General features: G+C 72.0%; 14 protein-coding genes. 11 read left to right on the top strand and 3 right to left on the bottom strand.

The window, feature by feature from the left end; genetic code table 11:
* Positions 1–4: 4 nt before the first annotated feature.
* Positions 5–1,141, bottom strand: a complete 1,137-nt coding sequence (locus ASG94_RS01435) for a serine hydrolase domain-containing protein (RefSeq protein ID WP_082623859.1) — start codon at positions 1,139–1,141, stop codon at positions 5–7.
* Here ASG94_RS01435 and pdxT point away from each other — a divergent pair.
* The 10 genes from pdxT to ASG94_RS01385 all read left to right on the top strand — a co-directional run bounded on the left by pdxT (position 1,140) and on the right by ASG94_RS01385 (position 11,181).
* Positions 1,140–1,781, top strand: a complete 642-nt coding sequence (gene pdxT / locus ASG94_RS01430) for a pyridoxal 5'-phosphate synthase glutaminase subunit PdxT (protein WP_056924660.1) — start codon at positions 1,140–1,142, stop codon at positions 1,779–1,781. The genes ASG94_RS01435 and pdxT overlap by 2 nt on opposite strands.
* Positions 1,782–1,823: 42 nt before the next feature.
* The gene (locus tag ASG94_RS01425) at positions 1,824–2,594 is read left to right on the top strand and encodes a YebC/PmpR family DNA-binding transcriptional regulator (RefSeq protein WP_056924659.1); all 771 of its coding nucleotides are present in this window, start codon (positions 1,824–1,826) and stop codon (positions 2,592–2,594) included.
* A gap of 86 nt (positions 2,595–2,680) precedes the next feature.
* Positions 2,681–3,202: a crossover junction endodeoxyribonuclease RuvC gene (ruvC, locus tag ASG94_RS01420; RefSeq protein ID WP_056924658.1), complete on the top strand. Its 522-nt coding sequence runs from the start codon at positions 2,681–2,683 to the stop codon at positions 3,200–3,202.
* Entirely contained in the window at positions 3,199–3,798 is a 600-nt protein-coding gene (gene ruvA, locus ASG94_RS01415; RefSeq protein WP_056924657.1) for a Holliday junction branch migration protein RuvA, read from the top strand. Before ruvC ends, ruvA begins: the two co-directional genes overlap by 4 nt.
* Before the next feature lie 13 nt (positions 3,799–3,811).
* Positions 3,812–4,924: a Holliday junction branch migration DNA helicase RuvB gene (gene ruvB / locus ASG94_RS01410; protein ID WP_082623858.1), complete on the top strand. Its 1,113-nt coding sequence runs from the start codon at positions 3,812–3,814 to the stop codon at positions 4,922–4,924.
* 106 nt (positions 4,925–5,030) lie between these two features.
* Positions 5,031–5,363: a preprotein translocase subunit YajC gene (yajC, locus tag ASG94_RS21185; protein WP_082623857.1), complete on the top strand. Its 333-nt coding sequence runs from the start codon at positions 5,031–5,033 to the stop codon at positions 5,361–5,363.
* A gap of 1 nt (position 5,364) precedes the next feature.
* On the top strand, positions 5,365–7,062 hold the full coding sequence (secD, locus tag ASG94_RS01400) for a protein translocase subunit SecD (RefSeq protein WP_056924656.1): 1,698 nt from the start codon (positions 5,365–5,367) through the stop codon (positions 7,060–7,062).
* On the top strand, positions 7,062–8,294 hold the full coding sequence (gene secF / locus ASG94_RS01395; protein WP_056924655.1) for a protein translocase subunit SecF: 1,233 nt from the start codon (positions 7,062–7,064) through the stop codon (positions 8,292–8,294). The genes secD and secF overlap by 1 nt, the downstream gene beginning before the upstream one ends.
* Complete coding sequence (locus tag ASG94_RS01390; RefSeq protein WP_056924654.1) at positions 8,291–8,833, top strand: adenine phosphoribosyltransferase; 543 nt, start codon at positions 8,291–8,293, stop codon at positions 8,831–8,833. Before secF ends, ASG94_RS01390 begins: the two co-directional genes overlap by 4 nt.
* 119 nt (positions 8,834–8,952) lie before the next feature.
* Positions 8,953–11,181, top strand: coding sequence for a RelA/SpoT family protein (locus ASG94_RS01385; RefSeq protein WP_056926211.1), 2,229 nt, complete (start codon positions 8,953–8,955; stop codon positions 11,179–11,181).
* A 197-nt stretch (positions 11,182–11,378) separates the two neighbouring features.
* On the opposite strand, the gene ASG94_RS01380 is transcribed toward ASG94_RS01385, so the two are convergent.
* Together ASG94_RS01380 and ASG94_RS01375 are read right to left on the bottom strand one after the other, a co-directional pair.
* Positions 11,379–11,678, bottom strand: coding sequence for a GIY-YIG nuclease family protein (locus ASG94_RS01380; protein ID WP_056924653.1), 300 nt, complete (start codon positions 11,676–11,678; stop codon positions 11,379–11,381).
* 483 nt (positions 11,679–12,161) lie between these two features.
* Positions 12,162–13,415 carry a DUF349 domain-containing protein gene (locus ASG94_RS01375; RefSeq protein ID WP_056924652.1) on the bottom strand — a complete coding sequence of 418 codons (1,254 nt, stop codon included), beginning with the start codon at positions 13,413–13,415 and terminating at the stop codon, positions 12,162–12,164.
* 89 nt (positions 13,416–13,504) lie between these two features.
* Between ASG94_RS01375 and ASG94_RS01370 the strand changes: the two genes are divergently transcribed.
* Positions 13,505–14,215, top strand: coding sequence for an MBL fold metallo-hydrolase (locus tag ASG94_RS01370; RefSeq protein WP_056924651.1), 711 nt, complete (start codon positions 13,505–13,507; stop codon positions 14,213–14,215).
* The last annotated feature ends 2 nt before the right edge of the window (positions 14,216–14,217 follow it).

Here is a 14,217-nt window from a genome sequence, read left to right as displayed (position 1 = left end):
GTGGTCAGCGCAGCGCCTCGGTGACGACGCGCGCCGCGTCCGCGAAGCCGTACGCCGCCCGGTCCGACAGGTCCGGCCGGCCGAGGCGCACCACGACGGTGCCCGAGCGCGGGTCCACGAGCAGCACCTGGCCGCCGAGCCCCAGGGCGGCGTACGTGGAGGCGGGCGCCCCGGGCGCGAGCTGCCCGGTCATCGGCGCCACGGGCTGGCCCTGCGCGTCGACCGCGTCTGTGGCACCACGCAGCGGCCCGGGTCGGTTGAGCCACCACAGCAGTCCGTACGCCGCGTTGTGCACGGTCGACGAGACGCCGACGGACCGGCGCACCCAGCCGCGCGACAGGATCCGCCGGCCGTCGACGGCCCCCCGGCCGAGGTAGAGCCGCCCGAACCGGGCCAGGTCGAGGCAGGTGGTCTGGAGGCCGAAGAACACCGAGGTCGAGCGGCCGCTGGCGTCGCGTCCCATCCGGGTGTGGCGCATGGCGAGCGGCGCGAAGAGCCGTCGTGCGGCGTACCGGTCGACGGGCGTGCCGGTCGCGCGGCGCAGCACCGCCTCGAGCACCTGGATGGCCGCGTTGTTGTAGGCCCAGGCGCTGCCGGGCGGGTACTGCTGGGGCAGTCCGACGGCGTAGCGGGTGCGGTTGCGCGCCTGCACGAGGGCGCCGTAGTCGGAGTCGAGGGACCAGAATCGGCCGCTGTCGTTGGAGAGCAGGTTGCGGACCGTCACGGTCTCCGACGCCGTGCCGCGCCACTGCGGGACGTAGCGCGAGACCCGGTCGTCGAGCCGCAGCGACCCGTCTCGCACCGCGATGCCGACCAGGGCGCTGGTGACCGACTTGGTGATCGAGAAGACCTCACGCGGGGTGGTGCGCGCCGTGCCCCAGTTCCAGTCCCGGGCCAGGCGGCCGTGACGGACCACGGCGTAGCAGGTGGAGTCGGCGGCCCGCGCCCCGGCGGCCAGTGCGTCGAGCCGGGCGGGACGCAGGCCCAGCGACGAGGGGCTCGCGGTGGCCCAGCCGTCGACCCGGTCGCGTGGTGCCGCCGGTGCCGCTGCTGCCGCTGCCGAGGCCGGGACCGCCGGGGCGGCGCCGAGGACGAGCAGCGCCGACGCGACCACGGCTGCGGGGCCGCGCAGGAACCTCATGGGGGTGAGGATACGGACGAGGCGGTCCGTAGGATCCCCGGTCGTGACCCAGACGATCGGCGTGCTCGCCCTCCAGGGCGACGTGCGCGAGCACCTGCGGGCCCTCGCCGCGTGCGGCGTCGCCGCGACCGCCGTACGACGCCCGGCCGAGCTCGCGGCCGTCGACGGCCTGGTCCTTCCCGGGGGGGAGTCCACCACCATGGTCAAGCTGGCCCGCATCTTCGAGCTGCTCGAGCCGCTGCGGACGCGGGTCGCCGAGGGGTTGCCGGTCTTCGGCACCTGCGCCGGGATGATCCTGCTGGCCGACCGGGTCGAGGACGGTGCGCCGGGCCAGGAGACGATCGGCGGCCTCGACGTCACGGTGCGGCGCAACGCGTTCGGCCGCCAGGTCGACTCGTTCGAGGAGGACCTGCACGTCGAGGGGATCGCCGACCCGGTGCACGCCGTCTTCATCCGCGCCCCGTGGGTGGAGGAGGTCGGTCCGGGCGTCGAGACGCTGGCACGCGTGGCCGCCGGTCCGGCCGCCGGTAGGATCGTCGGCGTTCGCCAGGGTCACCTCATGGCGACCTCCTTCCATCCGGAGGTCGGCGGGGACACCCGGGTCCACGAGCTGTTCGTGGACCTCGTGCGCAGGGGCTGACCGCGCGGACCACGCCGTACTGCACCGGAAGAAGAGGGACCCATGTCTGGCCACTCCAAGTGGGCGACCACGAAGCACAAGAAGGCCGCGATCGACGCCAAGCGCGGCAAGCTGTTCGCCAAGCTCATCAAGAACATCGAGGTGGCGGCCAAGCAGGGCGGCCCCGACCCCACGGGCAACCCGACGCTCTTCGACGCGATCCAGAAGGCGAAGAAGAACTCGGTCCCCAACGACAACATCGACCGCGCGCTCAAGCGCGGCTCGGGTGCCGAGGCGGGTGGCGCGGAGTACTCCACGATCATGTACGAGGTCTACGGCCCTGCCGGCGTCGCCTTCCTGGTCGAGTGCCTCACCGACAACAAGAACCGCGCGGCCATGGAGGTCCGGACGGCGGTCACCCGCAACGGCGGGACGCTCGCCGACCCGGGCTCGGTGTCGCGCCTGTTCGCCCGCAAGGGCGTCGTCGTCGTGCCCAAGGCGCAGGAGACCCGCGAGGTGTCCGAGGACGACGTCCTCGAGGCGACCCTCGACGCGGGTGCCGAGGAGGTCAACGACCTCGACGAGGCGTTCCAGGTGCAGTCCGAGGCCACCGACGTGGTCGAGGTGCGCACCGCGCTCCAGGCGGCCGGCATCGACTACGACTCCGCCGACGTCGAGTTCGTGGCGAGCATGGAGATCCCGGTCGGCGACAGCGACGCGGCCGGCAAGGTGTTCCGCCTCGTCGACGCCCTCGAGGACCTCGACGACGTCCAGAACGTCTTCACCAACGTCGACGTCCCCGACGAGGTGCTCGCCCAGCTCGAGGACGCGTAGCGCCGGACCGGCGTGTCGGCGCCCGGCCGTGCGGTCGCCGAACGTAGCGTGGGCGACCGAACACCTGTTCGTACGGAAGGGTCCCCATGCGCGTGCTCGGCATCGACCCCGGCCTCACCCGCTGCGGCGTGGGCGTGGTCGAGGGATCCCTCGGGCGACCGCTGACCCTCGTCGACGTCAACGTGCTGCGCACCAGCGCCGGCATCCCGGTCGCCGAGCGGCTGGTGACCATCGAGAAGGGCCTCGACGCCTGGCTCGACGAGTTCCGGCCGGACGCGGTGGCGGTCGAGCGGATCTTCGCCCGCTCCGACGTCAGCACCATCATGGGCACCGCGCAGGCCAGCGGCATCGCGCTCGTCGTGGCCGCCCGCAGGGGCCTGCCGGTCGCCCTGCACACCCCCAGCGAGGTCAAGGCGGCCGTCTCCGGCAGCGGGCGCGCCGACAAGGCGCAGGTCACCGCGATGGTGACCCGCATCCTGCGCCTCGACGCACCGCCCAAGCCTGCCGACGCCGCCGACGCGCTGGCGCTGGCCATCACCCACATCTGGCGCGGCAGCGCCCAGGCACGCATCGACGCCGCGCTCGCCGCGGCCGGGAGGAAGCAGTGATCGCATTCGTCCGGGGCGAGGTCGCCGCCGTCACCCTCACCAGCGCCGTCCTCGAGGTCGGCGGGGTGGGGCTCGAGCTGATGTGCACGCCCGGCACGCTGGCCACGCTGCGCGTCGGCCACCAGGCCGTCCTGCCCACGAGCATGGTCGTCCGCGAGGACTCGCTGACCGTCTTCGGCTTCCTCGACGAGGACGAGAAGCAGGCCTTCGAGCTCGTCCAGACCGCCTCCGGCGTCGGTCCCAAGCTGGCCCAGGCGATGTTGGCGGTGCTCACGCCCGACGACCTGCGCCTCGCCGTGGCCACCGAGGACGTCAAGACGCTCACCCGGGTGCCCGGCATCGGCCAGAAGGGCGCCCAGCGGATCATCCTCGAGCTCCGCGACCGCATCGGCCCGCCGGTCGGCCCGACCGGTCGTACGTCGCCCGCAGCGGGCGGTGCCCCGTGGCGCGACCAGGTGCAGCAGGGTCTCGTGGGCCTGGGCTGGTCGGCCAAGGAGGCCGACAAGGCGGTCGAGGCGGTCTCCGACCAGGCCGGCGCGAGCCCCGACGTCCCCGCCCTGCTGCGTGCCGCGCTGCGCACGCTGAGCAAGGCCTGAGGGGGCGGCCGCGATGCCCATCGACTGGGACGACACCGACGACGGCGACCTCGATGTCTCCGACGCCGACCTGACCGCGGCGGAGGCCGCGCACTTCCGGCGCCTGACCGACGCCGACGCCGACGGGGACGAGCGCGCGGTCGAGGCCGCGCTGCGCCCCCGCAGCCTCGACGAGGTGGTCGGCCAGACCCGGGTCCGCGACCAGCTCGGCCTGGTGCTGGAGGCGGCGCGCCGACGGGGCAAGGCCCCCGACCACGTGCTGCTGTCCGGACCTCCGGGCCTCGGCAAGACCACGCTGGCGATGATCATCGCGGGGGAGATGTCCTCACCCCTGCGCCTCACCAGCGGTCCCGCCATCACCCACGCCGGCGACCTGGCCGCGATCCTCTCGGGCCTCAACGAGGGCGACGTGCTGTTCGTCGACGAGATCCACCGGATGTCGCGACCGGCGGAGGAGATGCTCTACATGGCGATGGAGGACTTCCGGGTCGACGTCGTCATCGGCAAGGGGCCCGGTGCCACCGCGATCCCGCTGGAGATCCCCCCGTTCACCCTGGTCGGCGCCACCACGCGGGCCGGCCTGCTGCCGGGACCGCTGCGCGACCGCTTCGGCTTCACCGCCCACCTCGAGTTCTACGAGCCCCACGAGCTCGACCTCATCGTGCACCGCTCCGCCGGCCTGCTCGGCGTCGAGCTCACCTCCGAAGGCTCCTCGGAGATCGCCTCCCGGTCGCGGGGGACACCCCGCATCGCCAACCGCCTGCTGCGCCGGGTGCGCGACTTCGCGCAGGTGCGCGCCGACGGCGTGGTCACCCTGCCGGTGTCCCGCTCGGCCCTCGAGCTCTACGAGGTGGACGAGTCCGGCCTCGACCGGCTCGACCGGGCCGTGCTCGACGTGCTGTGCCGTCGCTTCGGCGGCGGGCCCGTCGGGGTCGCCACCCTGGCCGTCGCCGTCGGCGAGGAGCGGGAGACCGTCGAGGAGGTCGCCGAGCCTTTCCTGGTCCGCCTGGGCCTGCTGGCCCGCACACCGCGCGGCCGGGTCGCCACGCAGGCCGCGTGGCGCCACCTCGGCCTGTCGATGCCCGCCGGGGCCGGCGTCGAGGGCTCCTTGTTCGACGAGCCGTGACCCGGCTCGCGCCCTGACACGTACACTCCTGCGTTGGTCCGCCCCGTGCGCGTCAGCAGCCCGTCCGGACCGCCGTCTCACTCCCTGACTCGCGAGGTACTCGACCGTGACGGAGCTCGTCTCCTTCCTGCCCCTGGTGGCCATTGCCGTCCTCTTCTGGCTGATGGTGGTGCGCCCCGCATCCCGTCGCCAGAAGGAGCTGGCCCGCATCCAGTCCGCGCTCCAGCCCGGCCAGCGCGTGATGCTGTCCTCGGGAATCTTCGGGACCGTGGTGTCCGTGGTCGACGACCGCGTCCGGGTCGAGATCGCCCCCGGCGTCGAGGTCGAGGTCGTCCGGCCCGCCATCGGCTCGGTGGAGCCGATGGCCGAGGACGACGCCACGACCCCGCCGACGACCCCGCCGACGACCCCGCCCGCCTCGCCCGACGGCGAGGCCTGAGGTGGCGCGTCGCCCCCATCCCGGTCGCACGCTGGTCGTCTTCTTCCTCGGCCTGCTGCTGTCCTACGGGCTCGTCGCCGTCGCCGGCGTCTGGACGCCCAAGCTGGGTCTCGACCTGCAGGGCGGCACCCGGATTACCCTGATCGCCCAGGGCGACGTCTCGACCGACCGCCTGGCCGAGGCGCGCGGCATCATCGAGGACCGCGTCAACGGCTCGGGCGTCGCCGAGGCCGAGGTGTCCACCCAGGGCAACAAGTACGTCGTCGTCGAGATCCCCGGGGAGAGCCGCCGCGACCTCGTCGAGACCGTCAAGCGCCAGGCACAGATGCGCTTCCGCCTCGTCGCCGCGCAGGCCGCCGGGACCGCCGGATCGGGCACCGGAGCCGGCACGGGGCAGGGGACCGTGCCGGGCACCCCCGACACGGGTACGGGCACCCAGCCGCAGGTCACCCCCTCCGGCGCGCCGACGTCGGCGCCCAAGCGGCGTGCGCCGTACGCCTGGAGCGACCAGACCTCCAGCGAGACGCCGAGCCCCAGCGGCACGCCCACCCCCGCGCCCGAGCAGGGCGCCGGCGGGGACACGGGCGGTGGCACCGGGTCGCAGGGCGCCGTCGACGACCCGCTCACCTGGATCGACAACCCCGACGCCGCGTCGCTCAAGGCGTTCGAGGAGTTCAGCTGCCCGACCGACGGCCAGCCGGCAAAGGTGGTCGACGACCCGGACAAGCCGCTCGTCACCTGCGACCAGTCCGGCCGCAAGCTGCTGCTGTCGGTCGCCATGATCGAGGGCACCGACCTCGCGGGCGCCAGCACGCGTCCGCCGGACAGCCAGAGCGTCGAGTGGGGCGTCGACCTCGACTTCGACCGCCAGGGCACCGAGACCTTCGCGGAGATCTCCCGGGCCCTGGTCAACACCCAGAAGCAGTTCGCGATCGTCCTCGACGGGCAGGTCATCTCGGCGCCGACGATGAACGGGTTGATCCTCGACGGCAACGCGCAGATCACCGGCCAGTTCACCCAGACCGAGGCCGACAGCCTGTCGACCAGCCTCAAGTACGGTGCGCTGCCGATCGCCTTCGAGAAGGACCCGCCGGTCGAGCTGGTCGGTCCCTCGCTGGCCGGCAACCAGCTCCAGGCGGGCATCACCGCCGGGCTCGTCGGCCTGGTGCTGGTCATGCTCTACTGCCTCGCCTACTACCGGGGCCTGGGACTCGTGGTCATCGCCTCCCTGCTCGTGGCGGCCGCGCTGACGTACGCCATGGTCGTGTTGCTGAGCGAGGCTGCGGGCTTCACGCTGTCCCTGCCCGGCATCGCGGGACTCATCGTGGCGGTGGGCATCACCGCTGACTCGTTCATCGTCTTCTTCGAACGCATCCGGGACGAGATGCGCGACGGCAGGTCGATGCGGGTCGCGGTGGAGGCCGGCTGGGTCCGGGCCCGCAACACCTGCCTGGCCGCCGACGCGGTCTCCCTGCTCGCCGCGGTGGTGCTCTACGTCTTCGCCGCGGGGGTCGTGAAGGGCTTCGCGTTCGCGCTCGGCCTCTCCACGGTCATCGACCTGGTGGTGTTCTTCTGGTTCACCAAGCCGGTGGTGTCCTACCTGGCCCGCTACCCGTTCTTCAACCGCGGGCACGCCCTGTCCGGCCTCAGCCGCGACACCCTGGGCCTCGAGCCCCGCCCGGCAGGAGGGACCGCCTGATGGGCGCCTTCTCGAGGCTCGGCAACGAGCTCTACACCGGCAAGCGCTCGATCGACTTCGTCGGTCGCCGCTGGCTCTGGTACGCCGTCTCCGCCCTGATCGTGGCGGTGGCCGTGCTCGGCCTGTGGTCCAAGGGCCTCAACATGGGCATCGAGTTCACCGGCGGCGCGGAGTACCGCGTCACGCTGCCGGCCGACCAGGTCACCCAGGACACCGCCGACGAGCTGCGGACCGCCGTGGCCGGTTCCGGGGTCGAGAGCGCCAGCGCCCCGGTCGTCACCACGTCGGGCTCCGAGGCGATCATCGTCCAGACCGAGCCGGTCGACGACGCGGAGAGCCAGGCGATCGTCACCACGATCCTGGACACCACGGGCGCGAGCTCCCAGGACATCTCCCAGACCGAGATCGGCCCCAGCTGGGGCAAGGAGGTCGCGCAGCGGTCGCTGCTGGGCCTCGCGGTCTTCCTGGTCCTGGTCGTCCTGTTCATCTGGGCCTACTTCCGCGAGTGGAAGATGTCCGTGGCCGCGATCGTGGCCCTGGCCCACGACGTCCTCATCACCGTCGGCGTCTACGCGCTGTCGGGGTTCGAGGTGTCGCCGGCGACGGTCACCGGCCTGCTCACGATCCTGGGCTTCTCGCTCTACGACACCGTGGTGGTCTTCGACAAGGTCCGGGAGAACACCCACCAGCTCCGGAAGAGCCGGCTCTCGTACGCCGAGGCGGCCAACCTGGCGGTCAACCAGACGCTGGTCCGCTCCATCAACACCTCGATCGTGGCCCTCATCCCGGTCGCCGCGATCCTGTACGTCGGGGTGGCCCAGCTGGGCTCGGGCTCGCTCAAGGACCTGGCCCTGGCCCTCTTCGTCGGCATGGCCGCCGGCGCCTACTCCTCGATCTTCATCGCGACCCCGCTGCTGGTGCAGCTCAAGGCCCGCGAGAAGGACGTCGACCACGACGAGCGTCGGGCCGCGGCCCGGCGCCGCGAGGCGGCCGCGGACCCCTACGCCCGGGTCAGCGCGGCCGACCGCGACGCCACCCCGCCGCCGGACCCGCGCAACGTGGACGCCGACGGCACCGTGCGGCGCCGTCCGGTCACGGCGCCGCCGCGCCGCCAGGAGGCCTACGGCAAGGGCCGCGTCGCCCCGCCCGCCCACGGTCCGGTCAAGCAGAGCGCCGCGTCGGGCCGCGTGCAGCCCACCCGGCAGTCCCGGTCCAAGCGGGGCAGGAAGTGAGCACCGAGGCCCGCGAGCACCTCGACCGGCTGATCGTCGACGTCCCGGACTACCCGGAGCCGGGGGTCGTCTTCAAGGACATCACCCCGCTGCTGGCCGACCACGAGGCGTTCGGCTCCGTGGTGAGCGCGCTGGCGGCCGCCGGACGCGACGGCTCGGGCGGCCGCGCCGTCGACAAGGTGGTCGGGATGGAGGCCCGCGGCTTCATCCTGGCCGCGCCCGTCGCCCTGGAGCTGGGGGCGGGCTTCGTGCCGGTGCGCAAGGTGGGCAAGCTGCCGCGTGCCACGCACGCCGTCTCCTACTCCCTGGAGTACGGCGAGGCCACCCTGGAGGTGCACCGCGACGGAATCGCCCCCGGCGACCGGGTCCTCCTGGTCGACGACGTGCTGGCCACCGGCGGCACCGTCGCGGCCACCCGCGAGCTCGTGGAGCGGTGCGGCGGGACCTGCGTCGGGGTCGCGGTGCTGATGGAGCTGAGCTTCCTGCCGGGGCGCGACGGCGTCGGTGGGCTGCCGCTCACCGCCCTGATGACGGTCTGACCTCGACGGTCCGGCGTCCGCGCCCTCGCGGTCGTCACTAGACTGGTCCAATGGCCGAGGACATCACGACACCGGTGCCGCGGGAGCGGTCCGCGGACGTGCCCGTCTCGGCCCGGAGCATGCGGGCCCGGCTGGCCCGGATCGGGGCCAAGGCCCCGTCCGGCAACCCGGTCCTCGAGCCGCTCTTCCGTGCCGTCCGGGCCAACCACCCCAAGGCCGACCTGGCGTTGCTGGAGCGGGCCTACGGCATCGCCGAGCAGATGCACGGCTCGCAGATGCGCAAGAGCGGCGACCCCTACATCACCCACCCGCTCGCGGTCACCACGATCCTCGCCGACATCGGCATGACCGAGCCGACCCTGGTGGCGGCGCTGCTGCACGACACGGTCGAGGACACGCCGTACACCCTCGAGCAGCTGCGCAAGGACTTCGGCGACGAGGTCGCCGTGCTCGTCGACGGGGTCACCAAGCTCGACAAGGTCCAGTACGGCGACTCGGCGCAGGCCGAGACCATCCGCAAGATGATCGTCGCGATGTCGCGCGACATCCGGGTGCTGGTCATCAAGCTGGCCGACCGACTCCACAACATGCGCACCCTGCGCTACCTCAAGGCCGAGACGCAGGAGCGCAAGGCCCGCGAGACCCTCGACATCTACGCCCCGCTCGCGCACCGCCTCGGCATGAACACCCTCAAGTGGGAGCTCGAGGACCTCGCGTTCGCGACGCTGCACCCGAAGATGTACGACGAGATCGTCCGCCTCGTCGCCGAGCGCGCGCCCTCTCGCGACCAGTTCCTCGCCGAGGTGATCGCCGACGTCGAGTCGGACCTGCGCGACGCCAAGATCAAGGCCAAGGTCACCGGGCGCCCGAAGCACTACTACTCGATCTACCAGAAGATGATCGTCGGCGGCCGGGAGTTCTCCGACATCTACGACCTGGTCGGGATCCGGATCCTCGTCGAGGAGGACCGCGACTGCTACTCGGTGCTCGGCGTCCTGCACTCCCGGTGGAACCCGGTGCTCGGGCGCTTCAAGGACTACGTCGCGATGCCGAAGTTCAACATGTACCAGTCGCTGCACACGACGGTCATCGGCCCGCAGGGCAAGCCGGTCGAGCTGCAGATCCGCACCTTCGCCATGCACCGTCGCGCCGAGTACGGCGTCGCGGCGCACTGGAAGTACAAGGAGGACGGCAAGGCCGGCGTCGACACCGACCGGCCCGGCGACCTCGACGACATGTCGTGGCTGCGCCAGCTCATGGACTGGCAGAGCGAGGTCGAGGACCCGGGGGAGTTCCTGGAGTCGCTGCGCTTCGAGATGAACCGCGCCCAGGTCTACGTCTTCACCCCGCGGGGCGACGTCATGCCGCTGCCCGTCGGCTCGACCCCGGTCGACTTCGCGTACGCCGTCCACACCGAGGTCGGCCACCACACCATCGGGGCCCGGGTCAACGGGCGCCTGGTGCCGCTGGAGTCGTCGCTGGACAACGGTGACGTGGTGGAGGTCTTCACCTCCAAGGCGCCCGGCGCCGGCCCCTCGCGCGACTGGCTCAACTTCGTCAAGTCGCCCCGCGCGCGCTCCAAGATCCGCCAGTGGTTCACCAAGGAGCGGCGCGAGGAGGCGATCGAGCGCGGCAAGGAGCAGATCGGCCGGATGATGCGCAAGGAGGGCCTGCCCCTCAAGCGCCTCATGACCCACGAGTCGCTGTCCCTCGTCGCCGCGCACTTCAACCATGCCGACGTGTCGGCCCTGTACGCCGCGGTGGGGGAGGGCAACCTCAGCGCCCAGGCCGTCGTACGCAAGGTCATCGACCTGCACGGGGGCGACGACGGCGCCGCCGAGGACCTTGCCGAGGGCGTCACGATCACCGGCCGCCGCGGCCGCACCAAGCCGACCTCCAGTGACGCGGGTGTCATCGTCAAGGGCGTCGAGGACCTGTGGGTCAAGCTGGCCAAGTGCTGCACCCCGGTGCCGCCCGACCCGATCCTCGGCTTCGTGACCAAGGGCGGCGGCGTCTCGGTGCACCGCAAGGACTGCACCAACGCCGGCGACCTGGAGAACCAGCCCGAGCGGCTGCTCGAGGTCGAGTGGGCGCCGACGTCCCAGTCGACCTTCCTGGTCAACATCCAGGTCGAGGCCCTCGACCGGGCCCGGCTGCTGTCCGACATCACCATGGTGCTCTCGGACGCCCACGTGAACATCCTCAGCGCCACCCTCTCCACCACCCGCGACCGGGTGGCCAAGAGCCGCTTCAGCTTCGAGATGGCCGACGCCTCGCACCTCGACAGCGTCCTGCGTACCGTGCGCTCGGTGCCGGGGGTCTTCGACGCCTACCGCGTCACCAGCTGACCCACGACGTCGGTCCTTTCCGGTGGTTGAGGTGCGAGCGGCCCCCCGGTGGTTGAGGTGCGAGCGCAGCGAGCCTCGAAACCCCGGCGTCGGTCCTGTCCGGTGGTTGAGGTGTGAGCGGAGCGAGCCTCGAAACCCCGGCGTCGGTCCTGTCCGGTGGTTGAGGTGTGAGCGGAGCGAGCCTCGAAACCCCGGCGTCATCTGTCCCGAGGCCGCCCGGCCCGCCGCCGCGCGGCTGCCACGACCTCGTCGTAGTCGCCCCTGATGAGCGCCTCACGCTTGCGCCGACTCCATCCCTGAATCTGCTTCTCGAGCCGGAACGCCTCTCCGATGAGCTCGGTCTCGGCGCTCCAGACGAGCATCACGGGCCGTCTGCGACGGGTGTACGCAGCACCGAGGTCGGGGGAGTTGTGCTGGGAGATGCGCGCGTCGAGATCGGTGGTGCTTCCGACGTAGAACGAGCCGTCGGAGCAGCGGAGCATGTAGACCCAAGGCATGCGTACGGGTCTGCCTCCGGAGCGCGGCTCGCACACCTGGGGCTTCACATCTGTGGATGACTGGGTTTCGAGGCTCGCTGCGCTCGCACCTCAACCATCGGGATGGCGGGCTCGTGCTTCGACTACGGGGGGCCGACGTCGTGGGGTTTCGACGCTCGCTGCGCTCGCACCTCAACCACCGGGGGCCGCTGACACCTCAACCACCGGAACGGACCGACGCCGGGGTTTCGAGGCTCGCTGCGCTCGCACCTCAACCATCGGGGTGGCGGGCTCGTGCTTCGACTACGGGGGGCCGACGTCGTGGGGTTTCGAGGCTCGCTGCGCTCGCACCTCAACCACCGTGGTGCCGGGCTCGCACCTCAACCACCGGAACGGACCGACGCCGGGGTTTCGAGGCTCGCTGCGCTCGCACCTCAACCACCGGGGTGGCGGGCTAGCACCTCAACCACCGGGGTGGGGGCTCGCAGCCCTACCGGAAGGCCGTCAGGCGCCGAACTCCTCGGACGCCTTGCGGGCCATGTCGAGGAAGGCCTCCTTGTTGGCCAGCTCGGACTCGAGGTCCTTGGCCCGCTTGGCGTCGCCCGCCGTCTGGGCCTTCTCCAGCTTGGTACGGGTCTCGGCGATGCCGGCCTCGAGCTTGGAGACCAGGTCGTCCGCGCGCGCCGACTTCTCCGGGTCCGAGCGCTTCCACTGGTCGTCCTCGACCGAGCGGATGGCCTGCTCGACCTTGCGGATGCGGCCCTCGAGGTCCTTCATCCGGTCGCGGGGGACCTTGCCGGCCTCGTCCCAGCGGTCGGCGATGTCGCGGAACGCCTTTTTGGCCGCCTCGAGGTCGGTCACCGGGAGGAGGGCCTCGGCCTCGACGAGCAGGGCCTCCTTGACCTCGGCGTTGGCGGCGAACTCCTGGTCGAGCTCGGCGTTGGCCGCATCGCGGGCACCGAAGAACGTGTCCTGGGCGCCCCGGAAGCGCTGCCACAGCTGGTCGTCGACCTCGCGCGGCGCGGGTCCGGCGGCCTTCCACTCGCGCATGAGGTCGCGGTAGCGGCCCGCGGTCGGTCCCCAGTCGGTGGACGTGGCGAGGGCCTCGGCCTCGGTTGCGAGGCGCTCCTTGACAACGCGGGCGCTGTCGCGGCGGCCGTGCTCCTCGGCGAAGTGCGCCTTGCGGCGGCGCGTGTACGTCGTCCTGGCCGAGGAGAACCGGCGCCACAGGGCGTCGTCGGTGGCCCGGTCGAGCCGGGGGAGTGCCTTCCACGCCTCGAGGAGGTCCCGCAGCCGGTTGGCGCCGTTGCGCCAGTCGTTGCCCTCGGCGAGCTTCTCGGCCTCGGAGACGATCTTGTCCTTCTCGGCGCGCGACTCGGCGCTGCGCTGCGCCTTCTCGGCGCGCTTGGCGTCGCGCTGGATCGCGATGACGGGGCCCGTGGCGTCGAGCCGGGCGGCGAGGCCGTTGAGGTCACCGACGGCGTTGGCCTCGACGACCTGCTCCCGCAGCGCCTTGACCGTCGTCGTGGCCTCCTCGGGGCTCAGCTTGCCCGCCCCGATGCGCTGCTCGAGGAGCTGCACCTCGAAGGCGAGGGCGTCGTAGCGGTCGGTGAAGAACTTCAGCGCCTCCTCGGGAGTCCCCTCGGGGTACTGCCCCACGGAGCGCTCCCCATCGACGGTCCTGACGTACACGGTGCCGTCCTCGGTGACCCGGCCCCACTCGGAAGCCTGCGGCGAGGACTGCTTGTCGGCGCTCATGGTCGCCCATCGTAGTCACCCCCCTCTCGGGCCTCGGTAGGCTGACTCCTCGCCGTACCCACCGACTCGCTGCTGAGGACTGTTGCCCCGTGCTGATCGCCGGCTTCCCCGCTGGACCCTGGGGCACCAACTGCTATGTCGTCGCCACCGGAGCGGGCAACGAGTGCGTCGTGATCGACCCCGGCAAGGACGCCGCCGCGGGCGTGGCCGAGGTCGTGCGCGAGCACCGGCTCAAGCCGGTCTCGGTGCTGGTGACCCACGGCCACGTCGACCACATGTGGTGCGTCGCTCCCGTCGCCGGGACCTACGACGCCACGGCCTGGATCCATCCGGCCGACCGGCACCTGCTGACCGACCCGATGGTCGGGATGAGCCGGGAGACCACCGCGATGCTGCTCGGCGGCAGCTACGAGTGGGCCGAGCCCGACGACGTCCGCGAGCTGTCCGACCTGCAGGAGGTCGAGCTGGCCGGCCTGCGCTTCGTCGTCGACCACACGCCGGGTCACACGGAGGGGTCGGTCACCTTCCGGACGCCGTACGGGCAGCAGAGCATCAGCGACCTGATGTTCTCTGGCGACCTGCTCTTCGCCGGCTCCATCGGCCGCACCGACCTGCCGGGGGGTGACCACGCCACCATGCTGCGCAGCCTCACCGACAAGGTCCTCCCGTTGGCCGACGACGTCGTGGTGCTGCCCGGCCACGGCGAGCAGACGTCCATCGGCCGCGAGCGCGCCACCAACCCCTACCTGCTCGACCTCCAGCGCGGGGACGAGACAGGGCGAGTCACACGAGGTCTGTAGAC

Source organism: Nocardioides sp. Soil805 (assembly GCF_001429625.1).
Classification (GTDB): domain Bacteria; phylum Actinomycetota; class Actinomycetes; order Propionibacteriales; family Nocardioidaceae; genus Nocardioides.
This window is presented reverse-complemented; position numbering and strand designations above follow the sequence as displayed.

What these genes read in the sequence shown, in the direction of transcription:
- pdxT (WP_056924660.1), top strand. Translation starts at nt 1,140, where the DNA reads ATGGGGGTGAGGATACGGACGAGGCGGTCCGTAGGATCCCCGGTCGTG.
- ASG94_RS01435 (WP_082623859.1), bottom strand. Translation starts at nt 1,141, where the DNA reads ATGAGGTTCCTGCGCGGCCCCGCAGCCGTGGTCGCGTCGGCGCTGCTC.
- ASG94_RS01425 (WP_056924659.1), top strand. Translation starts at nt 1,824, where the DNA reads ATGTCTGGCCACTCCAAGTGGGCGACCACGAAGCACAAGAAGGCCGCG.
- ruvC (WP_056924658.1), top strand. Translation starts at nt 2,681, where the DNA reads ATGCGCGTGCTCGGCATCGACCCCGGCCTCACCCGCTGCGGCGTGGGC.
- ruvB (WP_082623858.1), top strand. Translation starts at nt 3,812, where the DNA reads ATGCCCATCGACTGGGACGACACCGACGACGGCGACCTCGATGTCTCC.
- secF (WP_056924655.1), top strand. Translation starts at nt 7,062, where the DNA reads ATGGGCGCCTTCTCGAGGCTCGGCAACGAGCTCTACACCGGCAAGCGC.
- ASG94_RS01385 (WP_056926211.1), top strand. Translation starts at nt 8,953, where the DNA reads ATGCGGGCCCGGCTGGCCCGGATCGGGGCCAAGGCCCCGTCCGGCAAC.
- ASG94_RS01380 (WP_056924653.1), bottom strand. Translation starts at nt 11,678, where the DNA reads ATGCCTTGGGTCTACATGCTCCGCTGCTCCGACGGCTCGTTCTACGTC.
- ASG94_RS01375 (WP_056924652.1), bottom strand. Translation starts at nt 13,415, where the DNA reads ATGAGCGCCGACAAGCAGTCCTCGCCGCAGGCTTCCGAGTGGGGCCGG.